We start from the raw sequence: 23,203 nt of genomic DNA on the forward strand, positions 1-23,203 counted from the left end.
GGAGTCACCATGAAGCAATCATCCGACCGCCGCGGCTTCTTGAAAACCGCTGCTGTCGCCGGCCTCGCGCTGTCCGGCCCCGCGCACGCGCTGGCCGCCGCCCGCCAAGCCGCGCGCGCCGGCGATCCGTGGCAGGAAGCCGCGCGCATCGCCCAGCGTCTCGCCAACCCCGTCACGTTCCGCAAGGCGGATTACCTCGTCGCGGACTTCGGTGCCGCGCCGTGCCGGCTCGTGCCGGTGCAAGCCTGGGTGTCGTTCGAGGACCAGGCCACGTTGCAGACGCCGGCGCCGGGGTCTCATGATTGCTACGCCGCGATCAAGGCCGCCATCGAGAAATGCCACGCCGAGGGCGGCGGCCGCGTCGTGATCCCGAAAGGCGACTGGTACTGCGCGGGACCCATCGTGCTGCTGTCGAACGTGAACGTGCACCTCGCGGGCGGCGCGCACGTCTACTTCAGCAACGACCCGGCCGACTACGCGAAATACGGCGACGTCGATTGCGGCCCGAACGGCAAGCTGGTCGTGTCGCGCTGGCAGAGCAACGACTGCCTGAATTTTTCGTCCATGATCTATGCCCGCAACCAGGACAATATCGCGCTGACCGGCGACGACTGGACCGCGATCCTCGACGGCCAGGGCGGCGTACCGTTCCCGGGGCGCCTTGACTGCTGGTGGACGTGGAAGGGCAAGAACGGGACGATCAATTCGGTCGCCCAGGACAAGTCGCCGAACTATGTGCCCGGCAAGCTGGCGCAGAACCAGGTCAACGCGCTGAATCCGAAGTCGCTGGCCGACGGCGCACCCAGCCTCTCCGAAGAGAAACGCCTGCTGATCCAGGGCGAAGGCGACAAGTGGCGCGCGGACGACGCGTACCTGCCGGCGCTGTCGGAAGCGGGCGTGCCGGTCGAGAAGCGCGTGTTCGGCCTGGGCCATTACCTGCGCCCGCCGATGATCCAGCTGATCGGGTGCACCAACGTGCTGCTGGAAGGCTACCAGGTGATGCACACCCCGTTCTGGCAGCATCACCCGGTCGCGTGCCGCAACCTCGCGATCCGCAGGGTGCATGCGAACAGCCTGGGGCCGAACAGCGACGGTTTCGATCCGGAAAGCTGTGACACGGTGCTCGTCGAAGGCTGCCAGTTCAACACGGGCGACGACTGCATCGCCATCAAGGCCGGCAAGAACCTCGACACGCAATACGGTCCGTCGCAGAACATCGTCATCCAGAAGTGCACGATGCAGAGCGGCCACGGCGCCGTCACCTTGGGCAGCGAGATGGCGGGCGGCATCCGGAACGTGTACGCGCAAGACCTCGTGTTCGAGAACATGAACTGGGCGACCAATCCGCTGAACACGGCGATCCGCCTGAAAACGAACATGAACCGCGGCGGCTACCTGCGCAATTTTTATGTGCGCAACGTGAGCATCCCGAATGGCGTGCAGACGAGTCCCTCGTTCTATGCGTCGCTGCCGGGGTCGCCGATCGCGTCGAAGACGGTCGCCACCGCCGCCGGCGCCGTCGTCACGTTCGACTGCGACTACACGCCGCGCGCGGACAATGTGCGCGTGCGCCTGCCGGAGGTGCGCAACGTGCACATTTCCAAGGTCAAGGTGGGCGATGTGAAGACGAAGAATGGCACGCAGGCGTCGTGCTTCCAGGCGTTCGTCATCCTGGGGCCCGTCGCTTCCGACTACAACGGCCCGGCCCCGGCGCCCGCCGTTTTGCCGGTGCGCGACGTGACGATCGCGGACTGCGACTTCGGCACGCCGGTCAACCGCGAGCAGCCGTGGTACACGTACAATGTGCGCGGGCTGAAGCTGGCCAATGTGACGATCGGCGGGAAGCGCTACGACACGACGTTGTCGGCGTAGGATGAACGTCGTTCCCGGCATTGCCGGGAACGGCTTCCCGCAAAGGCGGGAACCCATGCTGACTTTCCGAATTCGGATGCAGTGCGCCGAAAGCGCCGTGACAGGATTCCGAAGCGCAGTATGGATTCCCGCCTGCGCGGGGATGACGTAGCGAGCTTGCTCTACAATGCCGTCACCTCTGGTCTGCATGGGATGGATGATGGCGACACCGGCGTACAACTACGGCTCCGACGTCTCGGGGCTCGTCTGGGGCTTCATGATGGAAGGCGGTGCGCAAGCGGTGCCCGTCGATGCGCAGCTTGCCGCGGACTGGTTGCGCGCCCCCGTCCCCGGGCAGTTCCTCTGGCTGCACTTCAATCTCTCGAACGCGGCCAGCGAGCGCTGGCTGCGCGCCCACGCCGGCCTGCCCGACGAATTCTACGAGACCCTGCACCAGGGCTCGCGCTCCACCCGCATCGAGATCGCCGACGACGCCCTGATCGCCGTCGTCAACGACGTGCTGCATAATTTTTCCGTCGACGCGGCCGAGATCTCCACCTTGTGGGTCCACGCGACCCCGCGCGGCGTGATCACGGCCCGCCGCAAGCCGCTGGAATCCATCGAACGCCTGCGCCAGGACGTGTTGCAGGGTACGCCGCTGCGCTCCAGCGTCGAATTGCTCGTGCACCTGCTGCGCGACCAGGCCGACGTCCTCGTCAACATCGTACGCGACGCCGTGGCGCGGGTCGACGCCACCGAAGACCAGTTGCTGGCCGGCCGCCTGACGCGCCGGCGCGAAGACCTGGGCGCCCTGCGCCGCGTGCTCGTCCGCCTGCAACGGCTGCTGGCGCCGGAGCCGGCCGCCCTCTTCCGCCTGCTGCAACGGCCGCCGGCCTGGGTCGCCCCGGACGACCGCCAGGAGCTGCGCCAGTCGACCGAGGAATTCACGGTCGTCCTGTCCGACCTCGCCGCGGTGCAGGAGCGCATCAAGCTGCTGCAGGAAGAGATCGCGGCGCGGGTCAACGAGGACAACAACCGCAGCCTGTTCCTGTTGACCATCGTCACGGTGATGGCGCTCCCCATCAACCTGATCGCGGGCCTGCTGGGCATGAACGTGGGCGGCGTGCCCCTGTCCCAGCATCCGCACGGCTTCTGGGTCGTGCTGGGCTTTACCGCCCTCGTGACGGGCGCCATCGCCTGGTTGTTGCTGCGATTGCAACGCCCCCGCTGAGCCGTAACATGTCTTTACCATATGAAAACAAGATATATGCCCTTGCATTGGGCATAACTCGTTTTCCGGCGTCACGCTAAGCTTCTTGCCACAGGAAAAGTCCGCACGCCAGGCAGCCGTGCGCGGCGCCGCCGACGGTAGAATGGCCCCAAACACCGGCGCCAGCCTCTGCTTCCACCGGTACGCGCGCCGCGCCTCCCGCGGCTTTTCGTCCATCCGAATCGCAGAAGAAGACCATGTTCAATCCATCCGACCATCCGCACCGCCGTTACAACCCGCTTCAGGGAGACTGGGTCCTCGTGTCGCCGCACCGCGCCAAGCGTCCGTGGCAGGGGCAGCAGGAAGCCGTCGACCGCTCGGCCAAGCCCTCGCACGACCCGACCTGCTATCTGTGCCCGGGCAATACCCGCGTCAACGGCGAAAAAAACCCCGACTACACGGGCACGTACGTGTTCGAGAACGACTTCGCCGCGCTGATGCCGGACACCCCGGAAGCCGCGCCGGGCGCCGATCCGTTGTTCCAGACGATGAGCGCGCGCGGCACGAGCCGCGTGATCTGCTTCTCGCCCGACCATGCGAAATCCCTGCCGCAGCTGTCGGTGCCGGCCATCGAGGGCGTCATCGACACGTGGTGCGCGCAGGCCGCCGAACTGGGCGCCACATACCGCTGGGTGCAGGTATTCGAGAACAAGGGCGCCGTGATGGGCTGCTCGAACCCGCACCCGCACGGCCAGATCTGGGCCACGAGCTATGTCCCGAACCTGCCGGCCCTTGAACACCGCCAGCAGAACGCCTACCACGCGGAACACGGCCGCCGCCTGCTGCTGGACGTGGCCGAGCGCGAGATCGCCGCGGGCGAGCGCGTCGTCGTGCAAACCGAGCACTGGGTCGCCATCGTCCCGTACTGGGCCGCGTGGCCGTTCGAGACGCTGGTCCTGCCACGCTTCGCCGTGCGCCGCCTGGAAGACCTGCAGCCGGCGCAGCGCGCCGACCTGGCCGTGCTGCTGAAACGCCTCACGACCCGCTACGACAACCTGTTCCAGACGTCGTTCCCGTACTCGATGGGCTGGCACGGCGCGCCGTACCCGGTCCAGGGCGCGAGCACGGAAGACGGCGAAGGCTGGCAGCTGCACGCTCACTTCTACCCGCCGCTGCTGCGTTCCGCATCGGTGCGCAAGTTCATGGTCGGTTTCGAGATGCTGGCCGAAGCCCAGCGCGACCTGACCCCGGAACAGGCGGCCGACCGCCTGCGCGCGCAATCCGAAGTGCACTACCTCGAAACCGAATCTGATCAAACCACCTGACATGACCGACTCCCGTCTCTCCCGTACCGCCGCCGCGTTCGAAACCGCCTTCGGCGCCGCGCCCACGCTGTTCGTCCAGGCCCCGGGCCGCGTCAACCTGATCGGCGAGCACACCGATTACAACGACGGCCTCGTGCTCCCCTGCGCCATCGACTACCGCACCGCCATCGCGGCGAAACCGCGCAGCGACCGCAAGGTGCGCGTGGTGGCGGCCGATTACGCCGACGCGCTCGACGAGTACGACCTCGACGCCCCGATCGGCCGCGTGGACCAGCCGATGTGGGCCAACTACGTGCGCGGCGTCGTCGACCAGTTCGTGCAGCGCGGCCTGCCCGTGCAGGGCATGGACCTGGCCATCGCGGGCGACGTGCCGCAGGGCGCGGGCCTGTCGTCGTCGGCATCGCTGTCGGTGGCCGTCGGCCGCCTGTTCGCCACGCTGCCCGGCGTCGATGGGCTGTCGCCAGTCGACATCGCCCTGATCGCGCAGGCGTCGGAAAACGACTTCGTCGGCACCAAGTGCGGCAATATGGACCAGATCAGCTCCGCCTGCGGCGTCGCCGGCCACGCGCTGCTGATCGACTGCCGCTCGCTGGACGTCAAGCCGGTGCCGGTGCCGGACAACGCCGCCATCATGATCTTCAACTCCAACGTGACGCGCGGCCTCGTCGACAGCGCCTACAACGTGCGCCGCGAGCAGTGCGAGGCGGCCGCGCGCCACTTCGGCCTGCCCGCCCTGCGCGACCTCGACCTCGCCACGCTGGAAGAGCGCGCGGGTGAGCTCGACCCGGTCGTGCTGCGCCGCGCGCGCCACGTCGTGACGGAAGACGACCGCGTGCTGGCCGCCGCCGACGCGCTGGCGTCCGGCGACCTGGAACGCCTGGGCGGGCTGATGGCCGCGTCGCACGCGTCGATGCGCGACGATTTCGAAATCACCGTGCCCGCGATCGACAACCTCGTCGACATCGTCAAGGGCGTGATCGGGACGCAGGGCGGCGTGCGCATGACGGGCGGCGGTTTCGGCGGCTGCGTGGTGGCCGTCGTGCCGCACGCGCTGGTCGACGCGGCTAGAGCCGCCGTCGAGCGGGCGTACCGCTCGCCGGACGGCAAGACGGCCACCATTTACGTATGCAAGCCGGCGGCGGGCGCCGGGAAAGTGCATCCATGATGTGGGAGGCGGCGGCCGGACGCTATGGTTCGATGCCTTACCCGCATTGCGGCCGCAGCGGCCTGCGGCTGTCCGCCGTGTCGCTGGGGTTGTGGCACAACTTCGGCGGGCTGGATGACTTCGAACGCCAGCGCGAGATCGTGCACACGGCGTTCGACCACGGCATCACGTGCTTCGACCTCGCGAACAACTACGGCCCGCCGCCGGGGTCGGCCGAAACGAACTTCGGCCGCATCCTCGCGCACGACCTGAAACCGTACCGCGACGAGATCGTCGTGTGCACCAAGGCCGGCTACACGATGTGGCCCGGCCCCTACGGCGACTGGGGCAGCCGCAAATACCTCGTCGCGAGCCTGGACCAGAGCCTCAAGCGCATGGGGCTGGACTACGTCGACATCTTTTATCACCACCGCCCCGATCCCGACACGCCGCTCGAGGAAACGATGGCGGCGCTCGATTACATCGTGCGCAGCGGGCGCGCGCTGTATGCCGGCATCTCCAACTACGACGGCGAGCGCACCGCCGCCGCGGCGGCGGAACTGCGCCGCCTGGGCACGCCGTTCGTCATCCACCAGATGCGCTACAGCATGCTGGCGCGCCAGCCCGAGGCGGACCTGTTCCCGGTGCTCGAACGGGAAGGCATCGGCGGCATCGCGTTTTCTCCGCTGGCGCAGGGCCTGCTGACGGACCGCTATCTCGGCGGCGCGCTGCCGGCCGATTCGCGCGCGGCGGGCAAGGTCGGCTTCCTGAAGCCGGAGCACATCACGCCGGAGCGCCTCGCGATGATAGCGGCGCTGAACGAGGTCGCGCGCGCGGGCGGACGCACGCTCGCGCAGCTGGCGCTCGCGTGGGTGCGGCGGCAGCCGGCCATCGCGTCCGTGCTGATCGGCGCCAGCAGGCCGCAGCAGGTGCTGGATGCCGTGCAGGCCGTGCAGATGGCGCCGCTGGCGGGGGATGAGATCGCGGCGGTGGAGGCGATCCTGGCGGCGCAATAGCGCGTTTCAGCACCGGTCCTTGTCCGGCTTCATGTCGAGCCGGTGCGCCGCGTGCCGGCCGTGTCGTCCCTGCGCGCAAACCAGGTGGCCAGCGCGGAACCGGACAGGTTGTGCCACACGCTGAACAGCGCGCTCGGCACGGCCGCCAGCGGACTGAAATGCGCGGCGGCCAGCGCGGCGCCGAGTCCGGAATTCTGCATCCCCGTCTCGAACATCACCGCCTTGCGCTTGGCGAGGTTCATGCCGAACAGCCGCGCAAACACATAGCCCAGCGCGAAGCCGAGCAGGTTGTGGAGGATGACCGCGGCGAACATCAGCAGGCCGTTCGTCAGCAGTTTCGACTGGTTCAGCGCGACGATGATCGCGATGATCAGCACGATCGCCACCGTGGACACCAGCGGCAGCGCCTTGACGCTGGCCGCCGCCTGCTTGCGGAACAGCGTCTTGGCGACGATGCCGAGCGCGATCGGCAGGATCACGACCTGCACGATGTCCATGAACAGCGACGCCGTATTAATGTGCATCCACGCGCCCGCGAGCAGCGACACGAGGGCCGGCGTCGCGAACGGCGCGATCAGGGTCGACACCGATCCGATCGAGACCCCGAGCGCCACGTCGCCCCTGGACAGGAACGTCATGACGTTGGATGCGGTCCCGCTCGGGCAGCAGCCGACGAGGATCACGCCGACGGCGATCTCGGGCGGCAGGCGCAGCGCGACGGCCAGCACGTAGGCGATGCCGGGCATGATGAGGTAGTGCCCGACGACGCCGATGGCCACGTCCTTCGGCCGCCGGAAGACCTCGCGAAAATCCTCCGCCGACAGCGTGAGGCCCATGCCGAACATGACGATGCCGAGCAGCGGCGCGATCCAGGTCTTGTAGCCGGTGAACAGCGGCGGCGCGAAGAATCCCAGGGCGGCGAACAGGAGGACCCACACCGAAAAGGTTTTGCCGACGAAGGCGCTGGCTTTTTCTACTGCGTTCACGCGTGTGTTCTCCCTGGTCTCGATTTGCCTGCGTGCCACATTATAAGTCGGCAACCCCCAAGTTTTCGCGGATGCGGACCGGCGCAAACCGCGTTAGCATCTCGCCATCATGACCGATACCGTCTCCTCACCCGTCCGCCTGCCCATCGGCTCGATTGACGCCGTCGAGTTCGACGTCGTCGCCTGGGGCCCGGCCCACGCCGACGTCGACTTCAGCGTGGCCTGCATGTTCGAGCACGAGCTGGGCGCCGGCATGGCCGGCGGACTGCTGGCGCTGGACCAGGCGCTCGGCGGTGCATTGTCGCGCCTGCGCGCGGCGGGCGCGTTCCGCGCGCAGCCGATGGAAACGCTGCTCGTCACGACGCCGCCGCCGGGCGTGACGCCCCGTGCGGTGCTGGTGATCGGGATGGGCGATCCGGCGCTGCTCGACGGCGACGTGCTGCGGCGCGCGTGCCGCGTCGCGCTGCGCGAGGCGATCCGCTACGGCGCGGAATCGATGGCGTTCGCGCCCAGCGTGCTCGATGCCGGCCACACCGACAACGCGGCGCTGAACATGCAGGAGGTCATGCTGGACGGGATGATGGAAGCCTTGCGGGCCGAGCACATGGTGGCGGAGGCCGGCCTCGCGCGGGCGCCCGTGCTGCGGCATTGTACGTTCGATGTCGGGGCGCCGCGCCTGCAGGCGGCCGGGCGCGCGTTCGCGGAAGCGTTTGCGCGGCTCACGGCGGCGCAACAGGCGGCGTCTGGCGCCCGAGCATAAGCGTCAGCACCTGATCCGCGAGACGGCCGAACGGAGCATGCAACAGGCGCGGCAAGCTCCAGCGCCCCTGGACATACACGCCCTTGGCATGACTCATCGCCCGGAATCCCTCGATGCCGTGGTAGGCCCCCATCCCGCTCGGTCCGACGCCGCCGAACGGCAGGTCGTCCTGCGCCACGTGCATCAGCGTGTTATTGATGCCGACATTTCCCGATGTCGTACGCGCCAGCAGCAGCTCGCTGTCCGCGTCGCGCGGTCCGAAATAATAGAGCGCGAGCGGGCGGGGTCGCGCGTTCACGTACCCGATCACTTGCGCCATCGTGCGGTAGGTCCGGACCGGAAGGATCGGACCAAAAATCTCTTCCTGCATGATCGCCATCCCGTCGTCGACGTCGACCACCAGCGCCGGCGCGAGCGTGCGGACACGCCGCGTGGCGTTCGCGGGAGCATGTCCGACGTCGAGCACGCGCGCCCCTTTGCGCCTGGCATCGTCCAGCAGGCCGGTCAGCCGGTCGTAATGGCGCTCGCTGATGATGGACGCGTAGTCCGGATCGGTGGGACCGTTCGGATAGAACGCGCGGACGGTCTCCTGGTAGAGGGATATGAACTGCTCAAGGTCGTCTTCGTGCACCAATGCATAATCCGGCGCCACGCAGGTCTGGCCCGCATTGGACAGCTTGCCATACACGAGGCTTGTCATCGTGCGGGCATGGGCATGACCGCGCGCGACGATGGCCGGACTCTTGCCGCCGAGTTCCAGCGTGACCGGTACGAGGTTCTCGCTGGCGGCCTTCATCACCTTTCGTCCGACCTGGGTGCTGCCGATGAACAGGAGATGATCGAACGCCAGCGCACTGAATGCGGCACCGACGTCGGCCCCGCCCGTCACGACCGCGACTTCGTCCTCGGAGAACGCGCTCGCGAGCATGCGCTGGATCACCGCACTGGTGCGCGGCGTGAGCTCCGACGGCTTGATCATCGCCCGGTTGCCGGCGGCGAATGCCGTCGCCAGCGGGATCAGCGTCAGCGACAACGGGTAATTCCAGGGCGCCATGATGCCGATGACGCCCAGCGGCTGGTATTCCACGTACGCCCGTCCTGTGCGGTAAGCGAGACCGACGTGTCGCCGCTCGCGCCGCATGAAGCGGCGCAGTTTGCGGTCGAGATAGCCGATCGACTGGACGACGCCCATCAGTTCCATGAGATCTGTCTCGTACCGCGACCGGTTGCCGAAATCGGCGCAGACCGCGCCTTCCAGTTCCGTGCGATGGGCAAGTACCACCGTGCGCAGGCGCCGTAAGCGATTCCTGCGCACGCCCGCGGCCGGGAAACCGTCGTCGAGGAACGCCTGCCGCTGCCGGCGCAGCGTCGTACCCATCTGTTCTTCGTAAGGGATATCGAGCGAAACCGTCATCGGATACTCCTTGGTCAGGTTGCCTGCCGGCCCATCCAGCGCCGATAACGCCGCGTCTTGATCGTCGTGTCGAGCTGCTGCTCCAGGAACGCGCACAGCGGCGCGACGGCCGGATTCGGTCCCCTGCCCCGGCTCAGCCTCCGCAGCTGGTGCTTCACCATCGACATGTAGGCGATCGACGCCAGCACCTTGTTCTTCCACGTGATCGGACGCAGCATGGGCGCGCTCGCCGCACCCGCTTTCCACTCGCGCGGCAGATCGGGATTCAGCGCCAGGGCCGTGCCGATGCCGACCATGTCGATGCCGCTGCCCAGCACCTGCTCGGCGACCGGCAGGCGGCGGATGCCGCCGGTGACCATCATCGGCATCGCGGCGACGGACGCGATGTCCTGCGCGAATTCGAGAAAGTAGGCTTCGCGCGCCAGGGTCCGTCCGTCCCGCGCCTGTCCGTGCATCGCGGGCGCCTCGTAGCTGCCGCCGGACAGCTCAAGCAGGTCGATGTTCAACGGGTTCAGCATGGCCACCACCGCTTTCGCGTCGTCCGCGCTGAAGCCGCCGCGCTGGAAGTCGGCGGAGTTGAGCTTGACCGACACGCTGAACGTGGAACCGACGCGCGCCTGCACTTCTTTCACGACCTCGACCAGGAGGCGCGCCCGGTTTTCGATCGGACCGCCCCAGCGATCCGTCCGCTTGTTCGTCAGCGGCGACAGGAATTGGCTGATCAGGTAGCCGTGCGCGGCGTGGATCTGGACGCCGTTGAAACGGAAGGTTTCCGCCAGCACGGCGGTCTCGACGAAGCGGCGCTTGACCTCCAGGATCTCGGCCTCGGTCATTTCCTTCGGCGGCGTGAATTGCTTGGAAAACTTCCCCATGTCCATCGCCACGGCCGACGGCGCGATGGTTTCCTGGCCCAGCGCTGCGGGCATCTGGCGGCCGGGATGGTTAACCTGCATCCAGACCTGCGCCCCGCGGCTGCGGGCGGCCGCGGCCCATTGTTCGAAGCGCGCACGATGCTGTCCGGATTCGAGGACGACGCCGCCCGGCCCCGTCATCGCGCGGCGGTCGACCATGACGTTCCCCGTGATCATCAATCCGACGTCACCCTCCGCCCAGGTCCGGTACAGGCGGATCAGCTCGTCGGAGGGGGCATGGTCGGCATCCGCCAGGTTTTCTTCCATGGCGGCCTTGGCGAAGCGGTTGGGAAGCAGCGTGCCATTCGGCAGGGTCAGCGGGGTGAACGGGTTCATCTGGGACTCCTTGGTGTCGATGGATGGCATCGTAACCTTCAAGTCAACTTGAAGGTCAATAGGCTTTTTGCGATTTTTTCGCGCCGTTGACATTCAAGTTGACTTTAACGTTAGAGTAAGCATCCACGTTACCCGCGAGCGACATATGAAAATTGGCGAACTTGCAAAGCGCACCGGACTCACCGCGTCCGCCATCCGGTTTTATGAATCGAAAGGACTCCTGAAATCGGTCGACCGTCTAGCGAACGGTTACCGCGAATATCCGCCGGAAGCGGCCGCGATCCTGGCCATCATCATCAACGCGCAGCAGACCGGATTCACGCTCGACGAAATCAAAGGCGTCCTGCCCACCAATGCCGCCGGCTGGCACCATGCCGAATTGATGGCGACGCTGCGCAACAAGCTGGCCGACATCGAAGCGATGGAACGTCGGCTGGCGAACAACAAGGCGCATCTGTTGTCGCTGATCGAACTGATCGAGTCGAAGCCGGAAGGCATGGCCTGCGAGGACAACGCGGTCCGCGTGATGGACCAGGTGGGACTGCAGCCCGGGAAAAAAAACCGCGGATGAGTGCTTGACCTTCAAGCCGGCTTGAAACTTAGCATGCCATGCATTCATCACAATCCGGTATCAGAATCCATGGAAATCAAGAACATCACGGCAATGCTCCTGAGTGCGATGGCGCTGGACGCCACTGCCGCAACGACGATCGAGATCGCGGGCCATCCGGTGCCCGTCGTCGCCGGCGGCCTGTACGACCGCTACCGCTCCAATCCGCCCCTGGAGGTCATCCACGCCGAGGCGCCCGACGTCGACCTGAGCTGGTTCCGCACGCTGGGCAAAACGAAGACGGACATCGGCTTCGACACGTATTCGCCGAACTTCTATTACAAGAACAGCAGAATCACCGCCATCTTCACGGCCGACATCGGGACGCTCCGCGCACTGATTCCGCCGGAAGTCGCCAAGCAGGTGCAGCCGTTGCAGGTCTGGCCGGGCCGGGGCGTCGTCGCATTGACCGCGTACGCCTATCACTACTGCGACAACGACAGTTACAACGAGGTCTCGCTGTCCGTCGTGACCAATCAGCCGGGCGCGCCGTCTTTCGGTCCGCTGACCTTGTTCGGCCAGTCGCGCGCGAAGTCGTTCTGGGGTTATGTGCTGAAACTGCCGGTGAATACCGAGCTGGCCAGGGTCAGGGGCGTGGTCGGCTACAATCTGCCGAAATGGCTGACCGGTATCCGGTTCAAGGAAAACGGCGAGGCGGTCACCGTCGAAATCGACGACGAGGTAACCGGCAAGCCCGACGTCGTATTCGAAGGCAGGAAGCTGACCGGCCTTTCACATGACGTCGACCTCGTGACGAACAGTTTCACCAATGTCGATCGTGGCGGGCAGCTCACCTATGGCTACGCGGTCTCGCGCCAGCTCGGCCATGCGTCCAGCACGGACGGCGACGCGGTCAAACTGACGCTCGGGGACGGCAGCTTTGCCAGCTACATCAAGGCCCTGAAACTCGGAAAAATGCTGAAATACGAATACGTCCCGGACTTCCAGAGCGCCTTGTATGCGCCGCGGCCGTTGGCGTCGCTCGGCGGGCGCTAGCGCCGCAACGCCAGATCGGCCACCAGCGCCAGCACCAGAGCGAACGACATCGCCTTCCAGAACAGCAGCGGACTCCTTTCGATCAGCGGCGCCCGCGTCCGTTCGAGGAAGGCACTGTTCGGATGGTGCAGGTCGTACACGAATTCGGACACGTCCTCGTAGCGGCGGCGCGGATCGATCTGCAACGCCTTGCGCAGCGCACTGTCGACCCAGGCGGGTATCGCGGGATCGTGGTCGCGCGCCGGCGTGTACGCGAGCTTGCGCTGCGCCGCGCGCCCGCTGGCGCCGGGAATCCCGACGCCGTACGGCAGTTCGCCCGTCAGCATGAAGTACGTGAGCACGCCCAGCGCGAACACGTCCGAGCGCACCGTCCCTCGCTCGCCCAGGAAATATTCGGGCGCGGCGTACAGGGCGGCGCCCTGCAAGGTCCAGCCGGGCGCGTGCGACGTCATCTCGATCACGCCGGCCACGCTCACGGAACCCAGGTCGATGATCCGGGCCGTGCCGTCGGCGTCGATCATGACGTTTTCCGGACGGACGTCCTGGTGCAGCATGTCGAGCCGGTGCAAGGCGCGCAGGCCTTTCGCCACCTGGTCGACGATGCGCCGCACCGCGTCCAGCCCGGGACGCGGATGGTCGCGCAGCCATTGCGCGAGCGTGACGCCGTCGATGTATTCGGTGGCCAGGTAGACGCAGCTGCGCCGGCGCGCGGGCGCGGCCGGTTTCACGACGTGGGGGCTGCGCACGCGCCCCATGATCCACTCCTCCATCACGAAGCGTTCCATGTAGGCGCGGTCGCCGGCGAGGTCGATGGATGGGGTCTTGAGGATCACGTGCGCGCCGGTGTCCGGGTCGAGCGCCAGGTAGACGTGGCTGCGGCTGCTGCCGTGCACTTCGCGCACGATGCGGTAGCCGTCGATCTCCGCGCGCGGCTCCAGCAGCGGCGGCAGCGGCAGCCCCGCCATCTGGCGCAGCAGCTCGGACGCTTCGCGCGCCTGCAGCGACTCGATGCGGACGATCTGCACGGTGAGGTTGTCCGCGCTGCCGTTGTCGAGCGCGCGCGCCACGAGGCGCCGCGCCGCCTCGTCCAGATCGGACGCGCCCTGCAGCGCGGCGTGCACGTCGGCGCCGCTCACGTGCTCGTACACGCCGTCCGTCGCCAGCATGAACAGATCGCCCGCTTCCAGCGCCACGGCGCGGTAATCGATCTCGATCCTGCCCTCCACGCCCAGCGCGCGGCTCAGGTAGCTGCGCTCGGGCGACACCCAGACGCGGTGGTCGGTCGTGATCTGTTCCAGGCTGGCGCCCTGGCCGCCGAGGTGGATGCGGTAGATGCGCGCGTCGCCGACGTGGAACACGTGGGCCGTGTTCGACTTGATGACCATCGCGGAAAACGTGCAGACATGGCCGCGGTCCTGGTCGTACCGGTCCTGGCTTTGGCGCGTCTGGGCATACAGCCAGGCGTTGACGGCGCCCAGCACGCGTTCGGCGGACGTCCTGACCGACCAGGCGTCCGACGTCGCATAGTAATCCTCGAGAAAGGACGCGACGGCGGTGCTGCTCGCGACCTGGCTCACGGCGCTGCTGCTGATGCCGTCGGCCAGCGCGAGCGCCGCGCCCTTGGTCGAGCGCAGCGGTTCGCGCGGCACGACCATGCCGTGGCTGTCCTGGTTGATGCCCTTGCGGCCCCGGTCCGTATGCTGGCCGACGGACAGCGTCAATGGTGTCGACATGAAGACGCCGGGCCGCGCGTGGTGCCTGAGCCTTAGTTGAAGGAACGCTTCGGCGCGGTCTTCACGTGCGTGGAGTACAGCGTCAGTCCCGTGAACGCGAGGCCGCCGACGAGGTTGCCCAGCACGGTCGGGATCTCGTTCCAGAGCAGGTAGTCGATGAAGGTGAAGTGCGCGCCCGTCAGGATCCCGAACGGGAACAGGAACATATTGACCACGGAGTGCTCGAAGGCCATCGCGAAGATCAGCATCACGGGCATCCACATGGCGATGACCTTGCCGCCGACCGTCGTCGAGATCATGGCGCCGACGACGCCCGTCGACACCATCCAGTTGCACAGCATGCCGCGGATGAACAGCGTGACCATGCCGGCGAAGCCGTACTCCGCATAGCCCAGCGTGCGCTTTTCGCCGATCGTGCCGATGGTCTTGGCCAGCGCGCCGCCGTCGGTGTGGAAGCCGAACGTGAAGATATACGACATCAGCACGGCCACCGTGAACGCGCCGAGGAAGTTACCCGCGAAGACGACGCCCCAGTGCTTGATCACGCGCGGCAGCGTGACGCCGGGGCGCTTGTCGATCAATGCCAGCGGCGTCAGGACGAACACGCCGGTCAGCAGATCGAAGCCGAGCAGGTACAGCATGCAGAAGCCCACCGGGAACAGGAGCGCGCCGATCAGCGGCACGCCGGTGGCCACGGAGCAGCTCACGGCGAACACCGCGGACAGCGCCAGGATCGCACCCGCCATGTAGGCGCGGATCAGCGCGTCGCGCGTGGACATATAGATTTTGGACTCGCCCGCGTCGACCATCTTGGTCACGAATTCTGAAGGCACCAGGTACGCCATGAAACTTCTCCCTCGGGGCCGCGCACGCGCGGCGTGGATTGAACGATGATCCGGCGTCGGTTGCGCCGTCGAAGGGAGTCATGCAAGAAGCGGGCCTGCCCTGGAAGCGTGCATGCGCGGGCGAATCGCCGGCGGCCCGCCGTCCGGTGCACCGCTTCCGTGCCGGCGCCGCCTCGTGGTGCAAGAACGCACCAGATCGGAAGCTTCGATCACGCGCGCGCCCGCAAACGAGGCATGGCGGATCGGGCGATGCACCATGCCGGCCGGCGCGGTCGACGTCACGACCCGGGCGGCGCGGGCGCTCGTGCGGCAGGCGTTGGCGGAGGCCGGCGCGGACGATCGGGGCCGACTCAAGCGCCGAACCAGGCGCCGAGCGCTTCGGCCAAGCCCGCGGCGCCTGCGTCTCCGGCCCACGCCACGTGGCCGTCCGGCCGGATCAGCACCGCGGCCGGCATCGGCACCGCGCCGATGACGGGCAGTTCGCAAACGCCGGCGAACGTCGCATCGACCCGCTTGACGCGGCGTACACCGGCGAAGGCGCCGGGCTGCCCCAGGTTGAGCAGCACGGGCCGCGCCTCGTGCAGCAGCGCGTAGACGCGGGTCGGGCCAATGGCGGTCACGATGTCCAGGTCGGGCATGCGGCGGCCGAGCAGCGGATGGCCGTCGCCAAGGCCGTGGCGGATGTCGAGGCCGGAGATCATCGCGCCGAAGCGCTTGCGCGGCTCGTCCATCGCGAGCATCTCGGCGACGAATTCGCCCAACACCGCGGTGCGCGCGTCCGGTCGCCTCAGCACGCCTTGCGCGATCGTGTTGCGCAGGACGCGCGCCGCGGCGGGGTGGCGCTCGGATTGATAGGTATCGAGCAGCGTGTCGGGCGAGACGCCTTTGACGACCTGCGCCAGCTTCCACCCGAGATTGACCGCGTCCTGGACGCCGAGATTGAGCCCCTGCCCGCCCAGCGGCGGATGGATGTGCGCGGCGTCGCCCGCGAGCAGGATGCGGCCCTCGCGATACGTGTCCGCCTGGCGCGTGGCGTCGGAAAAGCGCGACAGCCACGTGGGCGAGTGAACGCCGAAATCGGTGCCGTAGGCGGCCTTCAGTCCGGCGGCAAGTTCGTCCAGCGTCGGCTCGCCGGCCGCATGCGGGTCGCGTCCCGCGAGGACGACGCCAACCGTCTCGCCGTCCTCCATCACGGACATCGCATGGCGGCCGGACGCATCCTCGCGGAACCCCGGCACCGGCTTCTCCGTCATCCTGACCTCGGCGATGATCCAGCTCGTGGAGGCGTCCCAGCCCGGGAAGCCGATGCCGGCCAGCTTGCGCACCGTGCTGCGTCCACCGTCGCAGCCCACGAGCCACCGGGCGCGCATCGCCCCGCCCTGCGTCGTCGTGACGTCGACGCCGTTCTCGTCGCATGCGATACCGCGTACGTCCCGGCCGCGGTAAATCGGCACGTGCAACTCGTCGGCCCACGCCGCGAGCAGGCGTTCGGTCCGTTCCTGGGGCAGCGCGAGCAGGTAGTTGTGCCGGGTCGGGAAATCGCCGATGTCGAGGGGCACGTGAAAACCGACGCGCGGATGCGTCTTGCCCTGGGCGAGGAACCGGTCGACGATCCCGCGCTGATCGAGCAGTTCGAGCGTGCGCGCATGCAGGCCGCCCGCGCGCGCGCCCACGCGGTCCTGCATCGGCTTGCGCTCGACGATGGCGGCGTCCACGCCGGCGAGTGCCAATTCGGCGGCGAGCATCAGGCCCGTGGGGCCGGCGCCGGCGATGATGACGTCATGTTCGCTGGTGTGCATACGGTCCTCCCGATCGGACGCCTATGCTACATCAGCGGGCTCGAAAACAAAAAAACGGCGCGCCGCCCCAAGGCAAGCGCGCCGGTGGTAACGACTGGACGGCACCGCCGTGCCGCCCCGTCCTACTCGGAAATCAGAAGTGGTATTCGGCTTTCACCATCGGGGTGCTGGCCGACGCGCCCGGGACGCGCTTGCTGTCGTTGCCGAACTTGTTGTGCCAGTACTGGTATTCGAAACCGGCGCGGAAGGTCTTCGGCTTGGCGCCCAGCAGCGGGCCCACGTCGTACAGCAGTTGCATGTCGATGTTCGTTTCCGGCGCCGTCTGGTTGCCGAATTCGTCCTTGCCCTTCGACGCGATCCAGTTCGCGTAGCCTTCCCACGACCAGCCCGTGCCGCCGACCGGGAACGCCCACACGGCGCCCAGCATCGGGTGCGTGTCGTAGCGGTAGCGCGGGGTGGAGACGCCCGTGAACTGGTTGGTCGGCGCGTTGCTCTCCCACAGGCCGTAGATGCCCACGTTCAGCAGGCCCGGGGCCTTGAACGAGAACGTCGGGCCGAGGACCAGCATGCGCTTTTTCGAGTTGTAGCCGGCGTCGTCCTTCGTATTGACGTCGAAGCCGAAGGTCATGCCCACGTCGCTCACGGGACCGTAGGCGAATGCCTTGCCGCTCACCTTGGCCAGCGACACCGTGTTGCGGTACAGGAGGTAGAACTCCTGCGCGCCCGAGCTTGCGCCCGGCGCCGACGGGTCGGTCTTGTTCGACAGCAGGACGTCGAGGTTGAAGAAGTTCGTACCGTACGAATAACCGCTCACGTGGTTGAGGTCGAGGATATCCTTGTGGATGTTCTCGCCGTTGAACGGCTCACGGAAACGGCTGCCGGTACGGTAGCCGATCGAGGTGTCGCTCCACTCTGCGGCTTGGACGGACGTTGCCGCGCACGCGCACAGCGCCATGGTCAGGACGGTTTTTTTCATGCTTTGCTCCCTTGGACGATTGGTTGGTGGTTGTTGGTGGCGCCCGCGTCGCCGTGGCTTTCGGCCGGGACGTCGCGGGTTCCGTTGAAGAAGAGGTTCAGTGCGACCGCGGCGACGGCGGTCAGCAGAATGCCCGACTCCAGCAACGGATGCAGGCTATGGGCCATCTGTTGGGCCCAGCGTGGCGCCACCAGCGGGATCAGGCCGAAGCCGATCGACAGGGCCACAATATACAGGTTGAAGCGGTTGTTCCGGAAGTCCACGCGCGTCAGGATGCGGATGCCCGCTGCGGCAACCATGCCGAACATGACCAGGCCGGCACCGCCCAGCACGAATTGCGGGATCGCTTCCACGAGCGCGGCCATTTTCGGCAGCATGCCCAGCACGATCATGATACAACCGCCGGCCACGCACACCCAGCGGCTCTTCACGCCCGTGACGGCCACCAGGCCCACGTTCTGCGAAAAGCTGGTGTGCGGAAAGGTGTTCAGCAGGCCGCCGATCAGGGTGCCCAGGCCGTCCGTGCGTAGGCCGGCCGCGAGCTGCTTGCGGTCGAGGTCCTTGCCCGTCAGTTCGGACAGCGCGAGGAACATGCCGGCCGATTCGATCATCACGACGATCATGACGACGGAGAACGTGACGATCATGACGAGGTCGAACGTGGGCGCGCCGAACGCCAGCGGCGTCACGAGCTGGAACCAGGCGGCCTTGCCGACCTTGGCGAAGCTCATCTCGCCGAACGCGAACGTCACGACGCAGCCGGCGACGATGCCCAGCAGGACGGAGATATTGGCCAGGAAGCCACGGCAGAACCGGACGAGGCACAGCACGACGGCGAGCACGAAGGCGGCGATGCCCAGGTGGTCCAGCGCGCCGTAGTTCGGGTTCGGCGTCATCGGCACGGGGCCGGCCAGCTTCAGCTCGGGCGCGCCGCTCGCGCGCGCCGCGTCGACCATCGCGGCCAGCTTGACGGTGTCCACGCTCTGCGCCGTGTTCTCCGGGCCGCCCATGGCCCAGCCCACGCCGACGCGCATCAGGGTCACGCCGATGATCAGGATGATCGTGCCCGTGACGACGGGCGGGAAGAAGCGCAGCAGGCGGCTCATCAGGGGCGCGATGAGCAGCGCGACGACACCGGCGCCGATGCCGGCGCCGAAGATCGCGCGCGCCCCGTCGACGCCCGGCACCGCGTTCGCGATGGCCACCATCGGGCCGACGGCCGCGAAAGTCACGCCCATCATCACCGGCAGGCGGATGCCGAACCAGGATGTCAGGCCGAGGGATTGGATCAGGGTCACGATCCCGCAGCAGAACAGGTCTGCCGAGATCAGCATGCTGACCTGTTCGGGCGGGAGTTTGAGGGCACGTCCGACGATCAGCGGCACGGCGATGGCGCCGGCGTACATGACGAGGACGTGCTGCAGGCCGAGCGCGGTGAGGCGCCCGAGGGGCAATCGCTCATCCACCGGGTGGCGAGAGGGTTGGGTCATGCTTGTCTCCTGTACGGGGGTGGTCCCCCTTGGTTTTTGAACTGCCGTACTGCGTACTACGTTCGAAACAAAGGATGCATGCTGCCTCGGGCGCCGGCCGCGCTCGTGACGCGGCCGGCCGGGACGCGGGGCCCTGGGCGATCAGTTGACCGGGGCGCCCTCCTCGTACCAGCGCTTGATCAGGTTGCGCTCGTCGGGGGTGATCTGGGTGGCATTATTCAGCGGCATCAGCTTGAGCACGACGGCCTGCTGGTACATCTGCTGGGCGTGGCGCTTGATCGAATCGGGCGAGTCGAACGAGATGCCCTTGGACGCCATGGCGGCCGAGTGGCACATCGCGCAGCGCTGGGCAACGACGCCCTTCACCTGGTCGAAGCTGACGTTGTGCGCGGTGGCGCCGGCGGCGGCCGCGCTGCCCGCCGGGGCGTTCACCGGTGCCGCCGAAGCGATGGCGGGCAGCTCCGCCTCGGGTTTCGGGGTCAGGTAGACCACGAGGCCCAGCAGCGCGGCGACGCCGAAGCCGGCATATTCCCAAGGCACGCGCTTGCCGTGCACCAGCGCCTTGTGGCGGGCGACGAAGCTCTGGCGGATCAGGGCGCCGGTCAGCATCATGAGGACCAGCACGACCCAGTTGTTCTCGCCCGAATACAGCCAGCCGTAGTGGTTGGATAACATCGCGAACAGCACCGGCAGCGTGAAATACGTGTTGTGGACGCTGCGCTGCTTGGCGCGCCAGCCGTAGATCGGGTCGACCGGCTGGCCGGCCTTGAGTTGCGCGACGACCTTGCGCTGGCCCGGGATGATCCAGAAGAAGACGTTGGCGCTCATCGACGTGGCCAGCATGGCGCCCACCAGCAGGAAGGCGGCGCGGCCCGCGTACAGCTGGCATGCGAGCCAGGCGGCGAACACGACGAACACGAAGACGATCCCGCCGACGATGGCGTCGCCGTTCTTCTTGCGGCCGAACGTGCGGCAGATCGTGTCGTACACGAGCCAGAACGCGACGAGGAAGCCCAGCGCGGTGCCGACGGCGGCGCCAGGGGTCCAGTCGTGCACCTGCTTGTCGACCATGAAGGTGCCGGCATTGAACAGGTACAGCACCGTGAACAGGCCGAAGCCGGACAGCCACGTGGCGTAGCTCTCCCAATAGAACCAGTGCAGGCCTTCGGGCATGGATTTCGGCGCCACGAGGTATTTTTGCGGGTGATAGAAGCCGCCGCCGTGCACGGCCCACAGCTCGCCGTCGACGCCCTTCTCGACGAGGTCGGGCGACGTCGGCTTGGTCAGCGAGTTATCGAGGAAGACGAAGTAGAACGATGCGCCGATCCAGGCGATCGCCGTGATGACGTGGGTCCAGCGCAACAGCAGATTCACCCAGTCGAGCAGATAGGATTCCATAGAGCTTCTCACTAAAGGAAGTACGGCCAAACGTCTGTACGTACTGTCCCATCACCACAGCGGGCTCTGTGAGGGGCAAATCATCGCAACCATCGGCGAAGGGCCAAGCCCTGGAAACCGATGTGCTCCGCGGCGACATCTACAACTGTATACGATCTTGTCGAAAATGGGTAAGGGTTTTTATGACAAGAACAAGCAATGATGCTTAAGAACCACGGTAGGTCGAATACGACCACGGGCTGACGAGCAGCGGCACGTGATAGTGGCCGTTCGCATCGGAAATACCGAACTCGAGCGGCACCGAGTCGAGGAAGGCCGGCTCCGGCAGGCTGACGCCCTTCTCGCGGAAGTAGGCGCCGACCGCGAACGTCAGGCGGTAGCGGCCGACGGCCATCGTTTCCGCGTTCAGCAGCGGACCGCCGTCGTTGCGGCCGTCGCTATTCAGCGTGAGCGTCTTGATCGTGCGCGCGGCGCCGTTGACGTCGAGCGCTTCCAGGGTGACGCGCATGCCGGCGGCCGGGCAGCCGTTCATGGTGTCGAGCACGTGGGTGCTGAGGTGTCCCATCTGTTTTCCTTTCTTGGTTGACTGAAAAATTGCATACACTTTCTGTTTTCTTTTTTTTGAAAAGTGTATACACTTCAAGCACGATGTCAATCCCTTATTGTTTTGAGCGACCATGAGCCGAGCCCGAACGCCCCTGAAGATCGTCACGCCGACAAGCGATGCCCCGGCCGCCCTCGGCGCCGGCGCAAACCATGATACGCCCGCGGGGCTGCCTGCCGGCAGCGCCACGCAGCGCATCGTCGACTCCATCACCCAGGCCATCGCCGAGCGCCGCCTGATGCCGGGCACCAAACTGTCCGAGCAGAAGATCGGCGACATCTTCAAGGTGTCGCGCACCGTCGTGCGCCAGGCGTTCAACCAGCTGTCGCGCGACCGCCTCGTCGTGCTGGAACCGGCGCGCGGCGCCTTCGTCGCCACCCCCACGGCCGAGGAAGCGAACGACGTGTTCGAAGTGCGCGCCATCCTCGAGACGGCCGTGACGAAGCAGCTGTGCGCGACGATCACCGACACGCAGGTCAAGCAGCTGCGCGAACACCTGCAGCTGGAACGCGAGGCCGTCGCCAACGCCGAAGTCCCGGGCCGCACCCGCCTGCTGGGCGACTTCCACCTCGTGCTGGCGCAGATGCTCGGCAACCAGGTGCTCGTGCAGATGCTCTCCGAACTGCTGACGCGCTCCTCGCTGATCGCGCTGATGCGCCAGTCGTCGCAGTCGGCGGAAGAATCGCTGGACGAGCACGTGGCCATCGTCGACGCCTTCGAGAAGCGCGACGTCAAGGCGGCCGTGCGCCTCGTCTCCAAACACCTGGCCAACGTGCAGCACAACCTGCACCTCGATCCGCAGCGCGTCGACCTGGCCGACATCCTTCACCCGTGACCCAAGAAACCATCATGACCCGACACTATCCACGTGACCTCGCCGGCTACGGCCGCGAGCAACCGTACGCCGACTGGCCGGGCCGCGCCCGCGTCGCCGTGCAGTTCGTCCTGAACTATGAAGAAGGCGGCGAGAACAGCGTGCTGCACGGCGACGCCGGCAGCGAGCAATTCCTGTCCGAGATGTTCAACCCCGCGTCGTTCCCGACGCGCCACCTGTCGATGGAAAGCATCTACGAATACGGCTCGCGCGTCGGCGTCTGGCGCATCCTGCGCGAATTCGAGAAGCGCGGCCTGCCGTTGACGATCTTCGGCGTCGGCATGGCGCTGGAACGCTCGCCCGACGTGACGGCCGCGTTCAAGGAACTGGGCCACGAGATCGCCTGCCACGGCTGGCGCTGGATCAGCTACCAGAACGTCGACGAAGCGACCGAACGCGCCGACATGGCGCGCGGCATGGAAGCCATCGAACGCCTGACGGGCGAACGGGCGCTGGGCTGGTACACCGGCCGCGACAGCCCGAACACGCGCCGCCTCGTCGCCGACTACGGCGGCTTCGAATACGACAGCGATTACTACGGCGACGACCTGCCGTTCTGGCTCAAGGTGCGCAAGACGGACGGCACGCAGGCGCCGCAGCTCGTCGTGCCTTACACCTTGGACGCGAACGACATGCGCTTCGCCCTGCCGCAAGGCTTCTCGCACGGCGACCCGTTCCTCGCGTATCTGCGCGACGCCTTCGACGTGCACTACCAGGAAGGCGGCGAACGCCCATCGATCCTGTCCATCGGCATGCACTGCCGCCTGCTGGGCCGTCCGGGACGCTTCCGCGCGCTGCAGCGCTTCCTCGACTACATCGAACAACATGACCGCGTCTGGGTCGCGCGCCGCATCGACATCGCACGCCACTGGAAGAGCGTGCATCCCTACAACCCCGATACCGCATTCGCGTGGGAGTAACAACA

Annotated in this window: 20 protein-coding genes; 10 read left to right on the forward strand and 10 right to left on the reverse strand. The window is 66.9% G+C overall.

Going from position 1 to position 23,203, the window contains the following annotated elements; all coding sequences use genetic code 11:
• Positions 1–9: 9 nt before the first annotated feature.
• From BVG12_RS06760 to BVG12_RS06780, 5 genes are all read left to right on the forward strand, one after another.
• Positions 10–1,872, forward strand: coding sequence for a glycoside hydrolase family 28 protein (locus BVG12_RS06760; RefSeq protein ID WP_075791759.1), 1,863 nt, complete (start codon positions 10–12; stop codon positions 1,870–1,872).
• 199 nt (positions 1,873–2,071) lie between these two features.
• Positions 2,072–3,082: a transporter gene (locus tag BVG12_RS06765; RefSeq protein WP_075791760.1), complete on the forward strand. Its 1,011-nt coding sequence runs from the start codon at positions 2,072–2,074 to the stop codon at positions 3,080–3,082.
• Between the two features lie 236 nt (positions 3,083–3,318).
• Positions 3,319–4,386: a UDP-glucose--hexose-1-phosphate uridylyltransferase gene (locus BVG12_RS06770; RefSeq protein WP_075791761.1), complete on the forward strand. Its 1,068-nt coding sequence runs from the start codon at positions 3,319–3,321 to the stop codon at positions 4,384–4,386.
• Between the two features lies 1 nt (position 4,387).
• Complete coding sequence (galK, locus tag BVG12_RS06775; protein WP_075791762.1) at positions 4,388–5,551, forward strand: galactokinase; 1,164 nt, start codon at positions 4,388–4,390, stop codon at positions 5,549–5,551.
• On the forward strand, positions 5,548–6,546 hold the full coding sequence (locus BVG12_RS06780; RefSeq protein WP_075791763.1) for an aldo/keto reductase: 999 nt from the start codon (positions 5,548–5,550) through the stop codon (positions 6,544–6,546). The genes galK and BVG12_RS06780 overlap by 4 nt, the downstream gene beginning before the upstream one ends.
• Before the next feature lie 29 nt (positions 6,547–6,575).
• Here the strand turns inward: BVG12_RS06780 and BVG12_RS06785 are convergent, their stop codons facing one another.
• Positions 6,576–7,532 (reverse strand): bile acid:sodium symporter family protein, encoded by a 957-nt coding sequence (locus tag BVG12_RS06785; RefSeq protein WP_075791764.1) that lies wholly within the window; start codon positions 7,530–7,532, stop codon positions 6,576–6,578.
• Between the two features lie 109 nt (positions 7,533–7,641).
• On the opposite strand from BVG12_RS06785, the gene BVG12_RS06790 reads away from it, so the two are divergent.
• Positions 7,642–8,292: a M17 family peptidase N-terminal domain-containing protein gene (locus BVG12_RS06790; RefSeq protein WP_075791765.1), complete on the forward strand. Its 651-nt coding sequence runs from the start codon at positions 7,642–7,644 to the stop codon at positions 8,290–8,292.
• Here the strand turns inward: BVG12_RS06790 and BVG12_RS06795 are convergent.
• Positions 8,252–9,706, reverse strand: a complete 1,455-nt coding sequence (locus tag BVG12_RS06795; RefSeq protein WP_075791766.1) for a coniferyl aldehyde dehydrogenase — start codon at positions 9,704–9,706, stop codon at positions 8,252–8,254. The two genes, BVG12_RS06790 and BVG12_RS06795, sit on opposite strands and share 41 nt — an antisense overlap.
• A gap of 14 nt (positions 9,707–9,720) precedes the next feature.
• Positions 9,721–10,953, reverse strand: a complete 1,233-nt coding sequence (locus tag BVG12_RS06800; protein ID WP_075791767.1) for an NADH:flavin oxidoreductase/NADH oxidase family protein — start codon at positions 10,951–10,953, stop codon at positions 9,721–9,723.
• 145 nt (positions 10,954–11,098) lie between these two features.
• Between BVG12_RS06800 and BVG12_RS06805 the strand changes: the two genes are divergently transcribed.
• Together BVG12_RS06805 and BVG12_RS06810 are read left to right on the forward strand one after the other, a co-directional pair.
• Positions 11,099–11,524 carry a MerR family transcriptional regulator gene (locus BVG12_RS06805; protein WP_075791768.1) on the forward strand — a complete coding sequence of 142 codons (426 nt, stop codon included), beginning with the start codon at positions 11,099–11,101 and terminating at the stop codon, positions 11,522–11,524.
• Between the two features lie 69 nt (positions 11,525–11,593).
• Positions 11,594–12,559 (forward strand): acetoacetate decarboxylase (ADC), encoded by a 966-nt coding sequence (locus BVG12_RS06810; protein WP_218921049.1) that lies wholly within the window; start codon positions 11,594–11,596, stop codon positions 12,557–12,559.
• Here BVG12_RS06810 and BVG12_RS06815 read toward each other — a convergent pair.
• The 7 genes from BVG12_RS06815 to uraH all read right to left on the reverse strand — a co-directional run bounded on the left by BVG12_RS06815 (position 12,556) and on the right by uraH (position 21,365).
• A complete protein-coding gene (locus BVG12_RS06815; RefSeq protein WP_075791769.1) occupies positions 12,556–14,292 on the reverse strand; it encodes a bifunctional protein-serine/threonine kinase/phosphatase in 1,737 nt (578 codons plus the stop codon). The genes BVG12_RS06810 and BVG12_RS06815 overlap by 4 nt on opposite strands.
• A 32-nt stretch (positions 14,293–14,324) precedes the next feature.
• Positions 14,325–15,137 (reverse strand): formate/nitrite transporter family protein, encoded by an 813-nt coding sequence (locus BVG12_RS06820; protein ID WP_075791770.1) that lies wholly within the window; start codon positions 15,135–15,137, stop codon positions 14,325–14,327.
• A gap of 350 nt (positions 15,138–15,487) precedes the next feature.
• The gene (locus BVG12_RS06825; RefSeq protein ID WP_075791771.1) at positions 15,488–16,936 is read right to left on the reverse strand and encodes an FAD-dependent monooxygenase; all 1,449 of its coding nucleotides are present in this window, start codon (positions 16,934–16,936) and stop codon (positions 15,488–15,490) included.
• 133 nt (positions 16,937–17,069) lie between these two features.
• On the reverse strand, positions 17,070–17,912 hold the full coding sequence (locus BVG12_RS06830) for an outer envelope protein (RefSeq protein WP_075791772.1): 843 nt from the start codon (positions 17,910–17,912) through the stop codon (positions 17,070–17,072).
• Positions 17,909–19,402: a nucleobase:cation symporter-2 family protein gene (locus BVG12_RS06835; protein ID WP_075791773.1), complete on the reverse strand. Its 1,494-nt coding sequence runs from the start codon at positions 19,400–19,402 to the stop codon at positions 17,909–17,911. The genes BVG12_RS06830 and BVG12_RS06835 overlap by 4 nt, the downstream gene beginning before the upstream one ends.
• Before the next feature lie 141 nt (positions 19,403–19,543).
• A complete protein-coding gene (locus BVG12_RS06840) occupies positions 19,544–20,800 on the reverse strand; it encodes a urate hydroxylase PuuD (protein WP_075791774.1) in 1,257 nt (418 codons plus the stop codon).
• Positions 20,801–21,005: 205 nt separating this feature from the next.
• On the reverse strand, positions 21,006–21,365 hold the full coding sequence (gene uraH, locus BVG12_RS06845) for a hydroxyisourate hydrolase (RefSeq protein WP_075791775.1): 360 nt from the start codon (positions 21,363–21,365) through the stop codon (positions 21,006–21,008).
• Between the two features lie 112 nt (positions 21,366–21,477).
• On the opposite strand from uraH, the gene BVG12_RS06850 reads away from it, so the two are divergent.
• Both BVG12_RS06850 and puuE read left to right on the forward strand, forming a co-directional pair.
• Complete coding sequence (locus tag BVG12_RS06850; protein WP_083684690.1) at positions 21,478–22,239, forward strand: GntR family transcriptional regulator; 762 nt, start codon at positions 21,478–21,480, stop codon at positions 22,237–22,239.
• A gap of 14 nt (positions 22,240–22,253) precedes the next feature.
• Positions 22,254–23,198, forward strand: coding sequence for an allantoinase PuuE (gene puuE, locus BVG12_RS06855; protein WP_075791776.1), 945 nt, complete (start codon positions 22,254–22,256; stop codon positions 23,196–23,198).
• The last annotated feature ends 5 nt before the right edge of the window (positions 23,199–23,203 follow it).

It is taken from the genome of Massilia putida (genome assembly GCF_001941825.1).
GTDB lineage: Bacteria > Pseudomonadota > Gammaproteobacteria > Burkholderiales > Burkholderiaceae_D > Telluria > Telluria putida.